Here is a 14,033-nt window from a genome sequence, read left to right as displayed (position 1 = left end):
CGAGTCATGGTACTAGGGATAGGTAAAAAATCATCGACTGCGTTGTTAGGTATCGATTTCGGTTCTTCCACAATTAAAGGGCTACTGCTTTCAAAATCGTCAAAGGGTTTAAAAGTAGAAGCTGTGGCAGAAGTTGACACACCTACCGGGGCACTGGTCGATAACCAAGTTGTTTCTCCTGAGGAGATTACTGAGTCATTGCGAGAATTGAAGCGCAAGCTACCTTCTCGTAATCGCCAAGTAGCAACAGCGGTAGCAGGGAGTCATGTGATTACCAAAGTAATCTACATGGATAGTAGTTTATCGGCGCTGGAGTTGGAAACTCAGGTGGAACTTGAGGCGGAGAACTCCATCCCCTTTCCAATTGATGAAATCAGTCTCGACTTTGAAGTGCTGGGTGTTAATGAGAGTGAACCCACTCGAAATAACGTTCTACTTAGTGCTGCCCGCACCGAGGCGGTGAGTATTCGGGCGGAGGTTTTAGCAAATGCTGACTTTGAAGCTAAAATTGTAGATGTAGAGTCACATGCCTTAGGCCGTGCTTGGAACTACTTGTTACATCAGCAGGATGAGGAATTCGACCCACAAAAGGTGATTGCGCTAGTCGATATTGGTGAAACCACTTTAAATTTTGCCATTCTCAACAAAGGAGAAGTGGTTTACAACCGAGCGCAAAACTTTGGTGGGGCGCAATATACTCAGCAGATAGCTAGCTTCTATAGCCTGAGTGTGGAAGAAGCAAAGGAAATGAAAGTGAGTGGGCGCTTACCCGAGAACTATGAAATAGATGTGTTCGCGCAGTTTGTAAATGGCGTTATTCAAAATGTGCGCCGGCAAATTTCACTATTTTTAAGTTCAAGTGGTTATAAGACTATTGATGCAATTGCATTAAGTGGTGGTAGTGCTTTATCTGATGAGCTGGTCTTTCAAATGCAAAGCGATTTGGAAATGCCGGTGCTTAAGGCTCAGCCTTTCCATGACTGCGCTGTAGATCGCTCTATAGACCGAGAAAAGCTGCGCCATGAAGGCGGTAAGTACATGGTTGCTCTAGGTTTAGCCTTAAGGAGTTTTGATAATGTCTAACATTAACTTACTTCCTTGGCGTGAAGCGGTAAAAAGTAAGCAAAAACGCGATTTTTGGCTGGGGCTGGTATCGGCTGCTGCTATTACTTTTCTGGCGGTGTTTTTAGTGCAAAATTATTATGTGAACTTGCAGCATAAGCAGCAGGCTCGTAATCAGTTCTTAGAGAAAGAAACAGCGATTTTAGATCACCAGATTGGTGAAATTAAGAAAATTAAAGAACAGAAAGAGAGTCTTAAAAAGCGTATTGCGCTTATTCAAAAGCTTCAAGAAAGTCGAAATATACCCACTAAAATTTTCAATAGCTTACCTACGATTGCCCCGAGCGGAATTTACTTAGATAGCCTGTCTTTTAAAGATTCTTCGATCGATTTAGACGGTAAAAGTGAAGCTAACTATCGGGTGGCTAACCTAATGCGTAACATCGAACAGTTAGAATGGTTGGGCACCCCTAGTATTCGCTCTATCGTTGCTCTGTCGGGTCAACAATCAGATATGGAATTGAGCAAGTTTCAGTTGGGGTTTGCTGTCAAACTTGGTGTTCCCAGCCAAGCAGAGGGGGCTAAGTAATGGATTTACAACAGCTCAATGAATTAGACCTAGAGAATATCGGTTCGTGGCCTAAGTTGGCTAAAGTTATTTTTGTAATTATTGTTTGTGCAATGATTGCGGGCGCTAGTTATTACTATTTAGTCGCTGACGAGCAAAAGAAATTGACTCAGTTAGAAGCCAAAGAGCAAGAATTACGTAATAAATTTGAGGTAAAAGCCGCTCTAGCCGGAAACCTTCCCGCTTATCAGAAGCAAGTAGAAGAAATGAGCGAAGCCTTTTCTTCTTTATTGAAGCAGCTTCCTGAAAAGCACGAAATTCCCGGTCTGTTAGATGAACTGAGTTTTATCGGCATTGATAACGGTTTGGAGTTTCGCCGGATTAATTGGGAACCTGAAGTTGAACATGAGTTTTCTACAGAGCTGCCGATAAAATTAGAAGTCAGTGGTCAATATCATCAGCTCGGCGCTTTTGTTAGTGGGGTGGCAGCCTTACCTCGTATCGTCATCTTGGATAACATCACTATGAAGAAGCAAGGTGAAGATGGCATGTTGAGTATGGCCATGTTGGCAAAAACCTATCGTTACAAAGAAAAGCAAGTGCCGAAGGGGAAATAATGAAAGCCATAGTATTAGGATTAACCCTGCTTGCATTATTTGGCTGTGAAGGTTCGAAGGACGATTTGCAGCAATACGTTATGGAAGTAAAAGCTCGTAAAGTTCCAGTGCAGGAAGATGTACCTCAAATTAAACCTTTTGAGCACCTTGCTTATCAAGCCAGTGATGGGCGAAACCCATTCACCAGCCCTGCTCCAGAAGCTGTAGACACTACGGTAAGTGATGAAAAAGAATGTGCTCTAGCACCTCAAACAAATCGCGAAAAGCAAGCCTTGGAACAGTACTCGCTGTCTAGCTTAAAGATGCGCGGTGTGCTTGGTGATGGTCCAAGTTTATGGGCTTTGCTTGAAGTGCCCGGTGGTGAAATGTATCGAGTAAAAGAAGGCTATTACTTAGGCTTACACCATGGTGTCATCGTTAAGGTCAGTGATACTGGTTTAGATATCAAAGAAGTTGTTTCAGATGGCCAAGGCTGCTGGAACGAGAGAACTACTCAGCTTTCGCTCTCGCAAGCTGAACAATAGGGAAATAGGCATGAAGGGAAAGATGCTGAAAGGAGTATACAAAAGCGGCTTGTTGTTAGCTGGTTTATTTTGTTGCGTAACACAAGTATGGGCGAAAGCCCAGTTAATTCAATTGAATACCAATCCTATGGTGAAAGGTGCGGTAGAAATCGAGCTGTTATTTGACGGTCCAATTGAGTCTGTAGCCGACCATTTAGAATATTCTCCAAATCAACTGGTGATTGATGTTGCAAACGCAAGTTCTGCATTAAAGGTGAATCCATTACCTATCGACGGTGGCGGCGTGAAACAGCTTCAGAGTTTACAAACCGAAGCGGGTTTACAGTTGGTATTGGCGCTAGAGCGCTTGGTTCCCTATCAGGTAGAACAAAGTGCCAAACGAGTATTAGTAAAACTCGGTGCCTTGCCTGTAGCGGCGGCCACCTCTTCAAATACCGTTGATGATGCCTTTAATAATGCAAGCCGAGTCGAGCATGCCACAATAAACCATATCGAAGGTATTGATTTTCGCCGTGGTAAGGCGGGTTCTGGTCAGATCATGGTTGATTTGAATAACAGCTCGATTGCGGCAGATATTAAACGACGCGATAACACTTTATTGGTGGATTTTTATAATACCGATGTGAGCGATGAAAATGTTTACGTGATGGATGTAAACGACTTCGCCACTCCTGTTGAAAGCGTTGAAGTATTTAAGCATGACTCAAGAGTGCAGCTAAAAATCACCATTAACGGTACCTTCGACTATCGTTATGACCAGTCTGGTGAGTTATTTCTTGTTGAAGTGAAAAAACTCGAAGCCGAAGAAGCGGCTAAAGTAGAGTATCAAGGTAAGCCTATTTCTTTGAATTTCCAAGATATTCCAGTTCGTACCGTATTGCAGCTAATCGCTGACTTTAACGAATTAAACTTGGTGACTACCGATTCTGTGCAGGGCAATATCACCTTGCGTATGGATGACGTGCCATGGGAACAGGCCCTAGATATTATTCTTAAGGTAAAAGGCTTAGATAAGCGCTTAGACAACAATGTGTTGCTGATTGCCCCAGCAGCAGAATTGGCCGAGCAAGAGCGTCAACAGTTAGAAAGCGCCCAGCAAGTGGCCGACCTAGCGCCTTTGTATTCTGAGTATATTCAAGTTAATTACGCCAAAGCCTCAGACTTATCTAACCTGCTGAAGAGTGAAAATACCTCAATGCTATCTGAGCGAGGCTCTGTGGCAGTGGACGAGCGCACCAATACCTTGCTGATTAAAGATACCGAAGAATCTTTGAGCAACATTAAGGCCATGGTTGAAAAACTCGATATTGCGGTAAAACAGGTAGTGATTGAAGCGCGCATGGTAACGGTGAGTGACGATGTGAGTGAAGAACTGGGCATTCGCTGGGGCGTGACTAATACCGGTTCGGTTGGAAATAGCACCGGTATCACCTCTGGCACCTTAGATGGCGTCGACGATGTTTTAGCTGGAAATACGCCAAGTTTAGATGACCGACTTAATGTGAACTTGCCGGTGTCTGATCCTGCAGGCTCAATAGCCTTCCAAGTTGCTAAACTGGCTAACGGCAAGATCCTCGATCTTGAATTATCAGCGCTTGAGCAGGAAAACAAAGGTGAAGTGATAGCGAGTCCGCGCATTACTACCGCTAACCAAAAAGCGGCCTATATTGAGCAAGGTCGTGAGATCCCTTATGTTGAAAGTGCCTCTAGTGGCGCCACTTCGGTGACCTTCAAAAAAGCGGTGTTGAGCTTAAGAGTAACGCCACAAATTACACCTGATGGAAACGTGATCCTCGACTTGGTGATTTCTCAGGACTCGGAAGGGGATGCGGTGCTCACGCCAACTGGCCCAGCGGTGGCGATTAATAAACAAGAGATCGGCACCCAAGTATTGGTGAGAAACGGCGAAACTATTGTGTTGGGCGGTATCTACCAGCAGCAAAATATCGACCGAGTGAAAAAAGTGCCTATCTTAGGGGATGTCCCAGGTTTGGGTTACCTATTCCGCACTAAAACGGAAAGTGTTAACAAGAACGAGCTACTGATCTTCGTTACACCTCGAATCTTGGTTGATTCACTATAATTATTCTTCATTGACAACTCCCATGCCGAGTCTTTCGGTATGGGAGTGATTTTGCAGTTGCCAAACTCCCTTTCAAACGAGATAATCGCGCCCTGATCTTTTTACTAAGGTTGGTACAATAGGTGCCCGCATTGCGGGGAGAAAATAGACAAAAAACAAATTTGAAGAAGCATGGCTGAGAAACGAAATATCTTCCTTGTAGGACCGATGGGGGCTGGAAAAAGCACAATCGGTCGTCATTTAGCACAGCAATTACATTTACAGTTTTACGATACAGATCAAGAGATTGAACGCCGCACAGGTGCAGATATTGCGTGGGTGTTTGATGTTGAAGGTGAAGCTGGTTTTAGAGTTCGAGAAGAAGGCGTAATCGACGACCTTTCTCAGATGCAAGGCATAGTATTAGCAACTGGTGGTGGCTCGGTTATTAGTAAAGAAAACCGCAATCATCTTTCTGCTCGTGGCATTGTTGTTTACTTAGAAACAACAATTGATAAGCAATTTGCTCGAACTCAGCGCGACAAGCGTCGTCCTTTGTTACAAACAGAAGAGCCAAGAGAAGTACTTGAAAGCCTAGCGGCTGAGCGTAATCCTATGTACGCCGAAGTGGCCGATTATACAGTTAAAACTGACGATCAAAGCGCTAAAGCAGTAGCAAATCAAATTATTGAATTACTAGGATTCTAAAAATACGATGGAATGTTTAACGGTTGCTCTGGGCGAGCGTAGTTACCCGATTAGCATTGGTCAGGGCTTGTTAAGCCAAACCGAGCTATTTAGTAAAGCGATTACCAGTAAAAAGGTGATGGTAGTCAGTAATACTACGGTAGCCCCTTTATATTTAGAGCAACTATTAACTTGTCTTCATCAGTACCAGGTTGACGTAGTTGAGCTACCCGACGGTGAGCAATATAAAAATTTAGATACCCTTAATCAGATTTTCTCTGCTTTGTTGGCAAAACAACATAGTCGCGATACCACTATTGTCGCTTTAGGTGGCGGGGTTATTGGCGATATGGCTGGTTTTGCTGCCGCTTGTTACCAACGTGCGGTGCCATTTGTGCAAGTCCCCACTACCTTATTATCTCAGGTTGATTCTTCGGTAGGGGGAAAAACGGCGGTTAATCACCCACTAGGTAAAAACATGATAGGCGCGTTTTATCAGCCTAAAGCGGTGGTGATTGATATCAATTGCTTAGCGACTTTGGATAAACGAGAGTTAGCCGCGGGCATGGCTGAAGTAATTAAATATGGCATTATTTATGATGCTGATTTTTTTGCTTGGCTAGAAAGCCATCTTGATCAATTGATGGCGCTTGATGCGCAGTTAATGAGCCGCGCCATTGCTCGCTGTTGTGAGATTAAAGCCGAAGTTGTCGCTAAAGACGAAACGGAGCAAGGGATTAGAGCCTTACTGAATTTAGGCCACACCTTTGGTCATGCTATTGAAGCTGAGCAGGGTTACGGTGTTTGGTTGCATGGTGAAGCAGTGGGCGCTGGCATGGTGATGGCAGCCGAAACCGCCGAATTGGCTGGTATGATCTCTGCTGAACTCGTTCAACGGATGCGCCGATTAATTGAGCGGGCTGGGTTGCCAATTGCACCTCCAGAAAATATGGGCCTAGCTGAGTTTATTCCGCATATGATGCGAGATAAGAAAGTGCTCGATGGAAAACTACGTTTAGTTCTACCTAGCTCTATTGGTACAGCAGAAGTAGTTGATACAATTACTGAAAATGATATAAAAACAGTTATCAGTCGATTTCAATAAGGCAATTTGAATGGTGGGAGTGCGGCGCGATGCCGAGTTTGCGCAATTACAGAGCCAAGAGCGCCTGCGCGACAGACTCATCACTCAAATTCGTTTTAAGGCCAAGCTGATTTGCGTCAGCGGCAAGGCCGGCTCTGGTAAGTCCTCACTCGCAAACGCGGTTCTCGAGAATGCTTCATTTGCTCACTTAGCCTTGTTGAGTGCCGCTAAAGGTGATGACGGCCGTGTTCGCCGTGAGCTGCTGCAGCAATTAGTTAAAGATCCCTTATTTAACCAAGACGACCCCTTATTTGAGAGCTATCAACGCAATGTAAAAGAAAGTCACTCGCCATTGTTGATCGTGATCGACGATGCCCAAGCGCTTAGTGAGCAGGTGTTAACAGAGCTGGTGGAGTTTTACCAACACTACAACCAACTCTATCAGCATGATATGTCGCTACTATTATTTGCTGAACCCAATAGTGGTTTTAACGCCCAATTAGATGCTTTAAGCAATCAAGTATTGTATTTTGATGTTGCTCCACTCTCTGAGGGGGAAGCGCTGCAATTGGCCTCGTTACTATTTAATCGTGCCGAATATGTTGCCGAGTTTGAAAACCAACAAGCCATTGAACAGCATATTTCGTCGGCACAAGGTAACCCTCGTTTGATTTACCAGTTTGTCGACCAAATTGTTACCGGAGATATCCCCATGACGGAAACCAGTACCAGCAATCGAAATAAGCTGTATATCGTAATCGCGGTGATTTTATGTGCCGCAGTAGCCGGATTATTAGTACAAGTGATTAACGACTGGGGAGGTGAGCAAACGGACGATAGCCGTATTTCCCTAGCCTTAATGGAAGAGCCTACCTTGGCTAATGGCTCCGCTGCTGGAGATGATGCTGCTCAAGCTGCTAATACTCAAGGAGGGCAGGTGTGCCGCTGCCTGAAACCGCAGAGCTTCCCTCACAAGACTTACCCGATGAACTGACCTTAAATAACCAAGGGGCTGCATCGGAGCTGCGTGTAGTGGTAGAAGATGACGTGGTGAACAAGCTTCTAGCGGAACAAAATGCGCCGCAACAGTCGGCTCAGACTAGTACTGAAATCCAAGACAGCGCGAACTTACTCGCCGAAGATGTTGCTCCTGAAGCCGAACCCAGCGCCTCTGAAACAGTAACTAGCGAGGCGGTACCGATTAAGGTGACTGACGTAAAAACCTTGTTAGAAGCGAAGCCTAGCCAGCATTATACCCTGCAGTTAATGGCTTTAAATAATCGCGAAAAAGCCCAACAGTTTGTGTCTTCTCGCCAGTGGCAACATGAAGTCTGGGTATATCGCTCTAGCGCTAACCCCAATGTGCCTTATAAAATCATCTATGGTGATTTCGTTAGTCGCGAAGACGCCCAAGCGGCGCGTAAGCAATTGCAGCAGCAAAAATTGGATTCTTTAATTAAGCAATTTAAACAGGTCCAGTTTGAACTGACGCGCTAATAATGAAAAAAACACGTGCTTTTTTAAAGTGGGCCGGGGGTAAATATGGCCTTATTGAAGATATTCAACAGCAGCTGCCAGAAGGCGACTTATTGATTGAACCCTTCGTTGGGGCGGCTTCGGTATTTCTCAATACAAACTACTCGCGTTATCTATTAACTGACATTAACCCAGATTTGATTAACTTGTATCAAATCTTACAGCGACGACCTCAGCAGTTTATTTGCGATGCTAAACACTATTTTAATCAAGAGTGTAACCAAAGTGATTACTACTATGAGTTGCGCCAGCGCTTTAATGCTACCAGTGATGAATATCAGCGCTCGTTGATGTTTTTGTATCTAAACCGTCATGGTTATAACGGCCTGTGTCGTTATAATCGAAGTGGCGGGTTTAATGTTCCTTTTGGCTCTTACAAACGGCCCTATTTTCCTGAGGCTGAACTGGAGTTTTTCGCGGTTAAGGCGAAGCAAGCCGAGTTCCGTTGCTGTAGTTATGTTGACACCTTTGCTCAGGTAAAGGCTGGGGATATTGTTTATTGCGATCCCCCTTATGCGCCGTTAAGCCCAACGGCTAGTTTTACTAATTACGCCAGTAAGGGATTTAACCTAGCAGATCAGCAGCGTTTGGGAGCATTAGCTTTAGACGCTCAGCAACGCGGGGCTTCGGTATTGATCAGTAATCATGACTTACCACTAACCCGTGATATTTATCAAACCAGTGAATTGAGCCAGTTAAAGGTGCGTCGTACGATAAGCCGTAAAGGCCAGCAGCGTCTAAAGGTTGCCGAGCTATTGGCTTATTATCAGGCCCACTCTCTAAGCAACTAAACGCACTAATAAAACAATGCTGAGCACAAATAGGCTCAGCATTACAATCCCCAATAGAATAAACTTCCAAGCCTTACCGTGCTGGAAATCATGTTGACGTTGTTGTTCCGACTGAACGCCAAAGAAGGCGCCAAGTATGCTTTTCAGTAAAGACATAAGTGCTTGCTGTATTTTGCTGTAAAACTCTTAGCTAGAGCATGGCACAAAAACAATCTTTGTACAGAGATTGGATAACTACCCAAGCTGCGTTAAAATTGCGCACTTTAAAATCCGATGGTTACCACAATGAGCAAATCCTTTTTAATCGCCCCTTCTATTTTAGCCGCAGACTTCGCCCGCCTTGGTGAAGAAGTTGAGAACGTATTGGCTGCCGGCGCAGATGTGGTGCACTTCGATGTGATGGATAATCACTATGTGCCCAATTTAACCATTGGTCCAATGGTGTGTAAGGCCTTACGTGATTACGGTATTAGCGCCCCAATTGATGTTCACCTGATGGTTAAGCCGGTTGACGCACTTATTCCCGAATTTGCTAAGGCTGGAGCCAGCATGATTACCTTTCATTCAGAGGCATCAGAGCATATCGACCGCAGTTTGCAGCTCATTAAAGAGTTAGGTTGTAAAGCCGGCTTAGTGCTTAACCCTGCTACGCCACTACATTGCCTTGATTATGTGATGGATAAGTTGGATATGATCCTGTTGATGTCGGTGAACCCCGGTTTTGGTGGACAGAAATTTATTCCCAGTACTTTGGATAAATTGCGCGCGGTAAGACAACGCATAGACCAAAGTGGCTTCGATATTCGCTTAGAAATAGATGGTGGTGTCACTGCCGATAATATTGCCGAGATAGCAGAAGCGGGTGCCGATATGTTTGTGGCGGGCTCGGCCATCTTTAATCAGCCCGATTACAAAGCGGTGATCGACAAAATGCGAGCTGAGTTAGCTAAAGTTGCTCAATAGGGAATGCCAATGAAGTCATTAGACGAACTAAAACTGATTGCCTTTGACCTTGACGGTACTTTGGTTGATAGCGCACCGGATCTCGCTCTAGCCATTAATGCGATGTTAGTGGATTTGGGGCGTGAAGTTTTTGATGAACTCACGGTTCGTCATTGGGTTGGCAACGGCGCCGAAGTGTTAATTAAGCGGGCCTTGTCTGGTTGCTCTACAGTGGACAACACATTACCTGAGAGTCTTTATCGCCAAGCTCGAGGCTTGTTTGAGCAACATTATTGCGAAAACTTGTGTATTGCTAGCCGTTTGTATGACGGTGTTGCGGAAAGCCTAGCCACCTTTAGCCAACGTAATATTCCGATGGCCATTGTTACCAACAAGCCTAGTTTGTTCACCCCTGGTTTGTTAAAGCAAATAGGCATTGCCGACTATTTTGATGTGGTGTTGTCTGGTGATAGTTTAGCGCGGAAGAAGCCAGATCCGCTGCCTTTGCAGCATCTGTTGGACCATTATCAATTGGCTAATCAGCAAATGATGATGGTGGGCGACTCTAAAAATGATATTCAGGCTGCAAAAGCCGTGGGTTGTCGCTCGCTGGGCTTGACCTACGGATATAACTACGGTGAAGATATCGCCCTTAGTGGCCCCGATTTTGTGGCAGATAGCCTAGTAGAATTGGTCGAGTTAATTGATGGCTCGGTGACGGCTTAAGCCAATAGTAAAAGTTTATATAGGAAGATCATGAGTAAACCGATTGTATTAAGTGGCATTCAGCCATCTGGTTCATTAACCATTGGTAATTATATTGGGGCAATTAACCAATGGATCGACATGCAGAATGACTACGATTGCCATTTCATGTTGGCCGATCTACATGCCATCACCGTTCGCCAAGAGCCTAAGCAGTTTACCAATCAAGTCTTAGATGGCTTAGCCATGTACATCGCTTGTGGTTTAGACCCAGAAAAAAGCACCATTTTTGTTCAGTCTCAAGTGCCGGAACATGCACAACTGGCTTGGGCATTAAACTGCTACACCCAAATGGGCGAGCTCAATCGAATGACTCAGTTCAAAGATAAGTCGACCAAGTACGCCAATAATACCAATGCGGGCTTATATACTTATCCCGCTTTAATGGCTGCTGATATTTTATTGTATCAGGCTAATGCGGTACCGGTGGGGGATGATCAAAAGCAACACCTAGAGTTAACTCGTGATATCGCCAATCGTTTTAATAACCTTTACGGTGAAATCTTTACCGTACCAGAGCCATTTATTCCTCAGTTTGGTGCGCGGGTAATGTCTTTGCAGGAGCCCACTAAGAAAATGTCTAAGTCGGATGATAATCCGAAGGCCTTTATTTTGCTTAGCGATACTCCTAAGCAGATTGCCAAGAAGATTAAAGCTTCAGTGACCGACTCCGACGAACAAGCGCGTATTTACTTTGACCGCGATGAAAAGCCCGGTGTGTCTAACTTACTTACCTTGCAATCGGTAGCTACTGGTAAGTCTATCGATGAGCTGGTTGCCGGTTACGAAGGTAAGATGTATGGTCATCTTAAAGTTGATACTGCCGATGCGGTGGTGGCGATGATGGAACCCATTCAGCAACGTTACCAAGCCTTACGTGAAGATGAAGCCGCGCTACAAGCGATTATGGCTAAAGGCGCTGCGCGAGCCAGTGAGCAAGCCAGCAAGACACTGAGTAAGGTATATGATGTGCTAGGCTTTATTCGTTTAAAATAAGCCTATTAAACGCTTAAGAGCCCAGCTAAATGCTGGGCTTTTTTATAGGCTAAAACTGGTGTTAATGGCTGGCGTAGGGATGAACTCATACCTTACCTCGCTACAAATAATTCTGTTGCTTTCCGCTGCGCGGTTTGATAACTCAAGGCAAGCGAAAACAGCCTTGATTTTGCGCTGTGTATTGTTTTGAAATCGGCTACTATATCTGCCTATTACTATTTAGAAGCAATACGGGTGATTTGAGCTAGATGCTACTTATTATCGATAACTACGACTCCTTTACTTACAACTTGTTTCAATACTTCTCTCAGTTAGGCATTCAAGTTGCAGTTCGCCGTAATGATCAGATAAGCCTAGAGCAAATTGAACAACTGGCGCCCAGTCATTTGGTGATTTCACCCGGCCCTTGCTCGCCCAACGAAGCGGGTATTTCACTGGATGTGATCGCCCACTTTGCCGAGCGTTTGCCAATACTGGGGGTGTGTTTAGGCCATCAGTGTATTGCACAGCATTTTGGGGCTCAAGTGGTTCGCGCGGCTGAGCCGATGCACGGTAAGCTTAGACCGGTTTATCATCAACAGCAGTCGGTGTTTAAGCAGCTAGATAATCCACTAAAGGTGACTCGTTATCATTCGCTAGTAGTAGATAAGCACAGTCTGCCGGAGTGTTTAGAGGTGACGGCTTGGAGCCATGATGATGAGGGAAAACAGCATGAGATTATGGGGCTTAAGCACCGTGAACTACCGATCCATGCAGTACAGTTTCATCCGGAAAGTATTCTTACTCAACAGGGTTTAAGCTTATTAGCGAACTTTGTTGCTTCTAAAAAATAGAACGTATTCGTTGTTATACTCTCTTATATATTGATTATGTAGAATGAATAAACAATGCATATTTATGCTTGGTAGAGCGGTTTTTGGCCAGTGGCGGAGTCTGCGGGCTTAAATTGTTTTAGAACTATGCACTAAATATGCGTAAAAATGGCCATATTTTATATGGTCTTCGCGGTGATTGCTCAGACAAGGCTCTTGAGATTTGCCATAATCGCCAAACTGTTTACAAGTTATTAACCTTTCTGGCTATGAATAACGGATTGCTAGGAAGTGGAAGGAGAACACTTTATGTCACACGCTGTTACTCGTGCGTTATTTGATGAAGTTATGGTTCCAAACTATGCTCCAGCAGCCATTATCCCAGTGAAGGGAGAGGGCTCTAGACTGTGGGACCAAGAAGGTCGTGAGTATGTGGATTTTGCTGGTGGTATTGCAGTTAATTGTTTAGGGCACTGTCATCCAGCCTTGGTTAAAACCTTAACCGAACAAGGCCAAACTCTGTGGCACTTAAGTAACGTTCTGACTAACGAGCCAGCCTTACGCTTAGCTAAAAAGTTGGTGGACTCTACTTTCGCGGAGAAAGTGTTCTTTTGTAACTCTGGTGCCGAGGCCAACGAAGCCGCACTGAAGTTAGCGCGTCGTTATGCCATTGAACATGGCTCAGCCGATAAAACTAAAATCATTGCCTTTGAACAAGGCTTCCATGGGCGGACTTTCTTCACCGTAACCGTGGGCGGTCAAGCCAGTTACTCGGATGGCTTCGGTCCAAAACCCGGTGATATCGAGCATATTCCTTATAACGATTTAGCGGCCTTAGAAGCCATTATCGATGAACAAACCTGTGCGGTGATGATGGAGCCCTTGCAAGGTGAGGGCGGTATTATTAGTCCTGACTTAGCCTTTGCAAAAAAGGTGCGAGAGCTGTGTGATAAGCACAATGCGTTATTGATTTTTGATGAAGTGCAAACCGGTGTAGGCCGCACTGGCGACCTGTATGCTTACATGGGCTTAGGCGTGACTCCTGATATCTTAAGTTCTGCGAAAGCCTTAGGTGGCGGCTTCCCAATTGGTGCCATGCTAACCACTACGGCGATTGCTGCGTCGATGAAGGTGGGTACTCATGGCAGCACTTATGGCGGTAATCCTCTAGCTTGTGCTGTTGCCGAGACGGCCTTTGATATTGTGAACAGTGAACTAGTCTTAGCGGGCGTGAAGCAACGCGAACAATGGTTCCGCGATGCGCTTAATGCCATCAATCAAAAATATCAGGTTTTTTCTGAAGTGCGTGGTAAGGGTCTATTGTTAGGCGCGGTGCTTAATGAGCAATATCAAGGACGTGCTCGGGACTTTTTAACTGCGGCGGCAGAGCAAGGCCTGATGGTATTGGTTGCCGGAGCCAACGTGATTCGTTTTACTCCTTCTTTGATTATTCCCCAGCAAGATATTGAGCTGGGCATGCAGCGTTTTGAACACGCAGTAGCCAAGGTTGTAGAGGCATAAGGTTTTGCAGGCTGGTGCTTAGGCTGCCAGCCTAGCAGGCTTATTAGTTGTATGTGTGGCTAAGGC

16 protein-coding genes are annotated in these 14,033 nt (G+C 45.0%); 15 read left to right on the top strand and 1 reads right to left on the bottom strand.

The features are described from left to right. Positions 1–6 precede the first annotated feature (6 nt). From pilM to AR383_RS09595, 10 genes are all read left to right on the top strand, one after another. Entirely contained in the window at positions 7–1,083 is a 1,077-nt protein-coding gene (gene pilM, locus AR383_RS09640) for a type IV pilus assembly protein PilM (protein ID WP_055732941.1), read from the top strand. Continuing rightward, positions 1,076–1,651 (top strand): PilN domain-containing protein, encoded by a 576-nt coding sequence (locus AR383_RS09635; RefSeq protein WP_055732940.1) that lies wholly within the window; start codon positions 1,076–1,078, stop codon positions 1,649–1,651. Before pilM ends, AR383_RS09635 begins: the two co-directional genes overlap by 8 nt. Beyond that, positions 1,651–2,247, top strand: coding sequence for a type IV pilus inner membrane component PilO (locus tag AR383_RS09630; protein WP_055732939.1), 597 nt, complete (start codon positions 1,651–1,653; stop codon positions 2,245–2,247). Before AR383_RS09635 ends, AR383_RS09630 begins: the two co-directional genes overlap by 1 nt. Further along, complete coding sequence (locus AR383_RS09625) at positions 2,247–2,771, top strand: pilus assembly protein PilP (protein WP_055732938.1); 525 nt, start codon at positions 2,247–2,249, stop codon at positions 2,769–2,771. Before AR383_RS09630 ends, AR383_RS09625 begins: the two co-directional genes overlap by 1 nt. A gap of 10 nt (positions 2,772–2,781) precedes the next feature. Beyond that, positions 2,782–4,854 carry a type IV pilus secretin PilQ gene (gene pilQ, locus AR383_RS09620; protein ID WP_055732937.1) on the top strand — a complete coding sequence of 691 codons (2,073 nt, stop codon included), beginning with the start codon at positions 2,782–2,784 and terminating at the stop codon, positions 4,852–4,854. A gap of 171 nt (positions 4,855–5,025) precedes the next feature. Continuing rightward, the gene (gene aroK, locus AR383_RS09615) at positions 5,026–5,541 is read left to right on the top strand and encodes a shikimate kinase AroK (RefSeq protein WP_055732936.1); all 516 of its coding nucleotides are present in this window, start codon (positions 5,026–5,028) and stop codon (positions 5,539–5,541) included. Positions 5,542–5,548: 7 nt separating this feature from the next. After that, positions 5,549–6,625 (top strand): 3-dehydroquinate synthase, encoded by a 1,077-nt coding sequence (aroB, locus tag AR383_RS09610; protein WP_055732935.1) that lies wholly within the window; start codon positions 5,549–5,551, stop codon positions 6,623–6,625. A gap of 10 nt (positions 6,626–6,635) precedes the next feature. Then, on the top strand, positions 6,636–7,598 hold the full coding sequence (locus AR383_RS09605; RefSeq protein WP_055732934.1) for an ATP-binding protein: 963 nt from the start codon (positions 6,636–6,638) through the stop codon (positions 7,596–7,598). Continuing rightward, positions 7,544–8,101: an SPOR domain-containing protein gene (locus AR383_RS09600; protein ID WP_055732933.1), complete on the top strand. Its 558-nt coding sequence runs from the start codon at positions 7,544–7,546 to the stop codon at positions 8,099–8,101. Before AR383_RS09605 ends, AR383_RS09600 begins: the two co-directional genes overlap by 55 nt. A 2-nt stretch (positions 8,102–8,103) precedes the next feature. Next, positions 8,104–8,931 carry a Dam family site-specific DNA-(adenine-N6)-methyltransferase gene (locus AR383_RS09595; protein WP_055732932.1) on the top strand — a complete coding sequence of 276 codons (828 nt, stop codon included), beginning with the start codon at positions 8,104–8,106 and terminating at the stop codon, positions 8,929–8,931. Here AR383_RS09595 and AR383_RS21260 read toward each other — a convergent pair. Beyond that, positions 8,920–9,087, bottom strand: a complete 168-nt coding sequence (locus AR383_RS21260; protein ID WP_083481564.1) for a DUF2970 domain-containing protein — start codon at positions 9,085–9,087, stop codon at positions 8,920–8,922. The genes AR383_RS09595 and AR383_RS21260 overlap by 12 nt on opposite strands. 129 nt (positions 9,088–9,216) lie before the next feature. Between AR383_RS21260 and rpe the strand changes: the two genes are divergently transcribed. The 5 genes from rpe to AR383_RS09570 all read left to right on the top strand — a co-directional run bounded on the left by rpe (position 9,217) and on the right by AR383_RS09570 (position 13,967). Continuing rightward, positions 9,217–9,894, top strand: a complete 678-nt coding sequence (gene rpe, locus AR383_RS09590; protein ID WP_055732931.1) for a ribulose-phosphate 3-epimerase — start codon at positions 9,217–9,219, stop codon at positions 9,892–9,894. Positions 9,895–9,903: 9 nt separating this feature from the next. Next, positions 9,904–10,599 carry a phosphoglycolate phosphatase gene (locus tag AR383_RS09585; protein WP_055732930.1) on the top strand — a complete coding sequence of 232 codons (696 nt, stop codon included), beginning with the start codon at positions 9,904–9,906 and terminating at the stop codon, positions 10,597–10,599. Between the two features lie 30 nt (positions 10,600–10,629). Next, positions 10,630–11,634: a tryptophan--tRNA ligase gene (gene trpS, locus AR383_RS09580; protein ID WP_055732929.1), complete on the top strand. Its 1,005-nt coding sequence runs from the start codon at positions 10,630–10,632 to the stop codon at positions 11,632–11,634. Between the two features lie 248 nt (positions 11,635–11,882). After that, positions 11,883–12,467 (top strand): anthranilate synthase component II, encoded by a 585-nt coding sequence (locus AR383_RS09575; RefSeq protein WP_055732928.1) that lies wholly within the window; start codon positions 11,883–11,885, stop codon positions 12,465–12,467. A gap of 288 nt (positions 12,468–12,755) precedes the next feature. Then, a complete protein-coding gene (locus AR383_RS09570; protein ID WP_055732927.1) occupies positions 12,756–13,967 on the top strand; it encodes an aspartate aminotransferase family protein in 1,212 nt (403 codons plus the stop codon). Positions 13,968–14,033 lie beyond the last annotated feature (66 nt).

The sequence above is a fragment of the Agarivorans gilvus genome (assembly GCF_001420915.1).
GTDB classification, from domain to species: Bacteria; Pseudomonadota; Gammaproteobacteria; order Enterobacterales; family Celerinatantimonadaceae; genus Agarivorans; species Agarivorans gilvus.
Note: the sequence above shows the minus strand (reverse complement) of the source record. Positions and strands in the feature narration are given on the sequence as shown.

Coding starts and splice junctions, on each gene's coding strand:
- pilM (WP_055732941.1), top strand. CDS start 7: ATGGTACTAGGGATAGGTAAAAAATCATCGACTGCGTTGTTAGGTATC.
- AR383_RS09635 (WP_055732940.1), top strand. CDS start 1,076: ATGTCTAACATTAACTTACTTCCTTGGCGTGAAGCGGTAAAAAGTAAG.
- AR383_RS09630 (WP_055732939.1), top strand. CDS start 1,651: ATGGATTTACAACAGCTCAATGAATTAGACCTAGAGAATATCGGTTCG.
- AR383_RS09625 (WP_055732938.1), top strand. CDS start 2,247: ATGAAAGCCATAGTATTAGGATTAACCCTGCTTGCATTATTTGGCTGT.
- pilQ (WP_055732937.1), top strand. CDS start 2,782: ATGAAGGGAAAGATGCTGAAAGGAGTATACAAAAGCGGCTTGTTGTTA.
- aroK (WP_055732936.1), top strand. CDS start 5,026: ATGGCTGAGAAACGAAATATCTTCCTTGTAGGACCGATGGGGGCTGGA.
- aroB (WP_055732935.1), top strand. CDS start 5,549: ATGGAATGTTTAACGGTTGCTCTGGGCGAGCGTAGTTACCCGATTAGC.
- AR383_RS09605 (WP_055732934.1), top strand. CDS start 6,636: ATGGTGGGAGTGCGGCGCGATGCCGAGTTTGCGCAATTACAGAGCCAA.
- AR383_RS09595 (WP_055732932.1), top strand. CDS start 8,104: ATGAAAAAAACACGTGCTTTTTTAAAGTGGGCCGGGGGTAAATATGGC.
- AR383_RS21260 (WP_083481564.1), bottom strand. CDS start 9,087: ATGTCTTTACTGAAAAGCATACTTGGCGCCTTCTTTGGCGTTCAGTCG.
- rpe (WP_055732931.1), top strand. CDS start 9,217: ATGAGCAAATCCTTTTTAATCGCCCCTTCTATTTTAGCCGCAGACTTC.
- AR383_RS09585 (WP_055732930.1), top strand. CDS start 9,904: ATGAAGTCATTAGACGAACTAAAACTGATTGCCTTTGACCTTGACGGT.
- trpS (WP_055732929.1), top strand. CDS start 10,630: ATGAGTAAACCGATTGTATTAAGTGGCATTCAGCCATCTGGTTCATTA.
- AR383_RS09575 (WP_055732928.1), top strand. CDS start 11,883: ATGCTACTTATTATCGATAACTACGACTCCTTTACTTACAACTTGTTT.
- AR383_RS09570 (WP_055732927.1), top strand. CDS start 12,756: ATGTCACACGCTGTTACTCGTGCGTTATTTGATGAAGTTATGGTTCCA.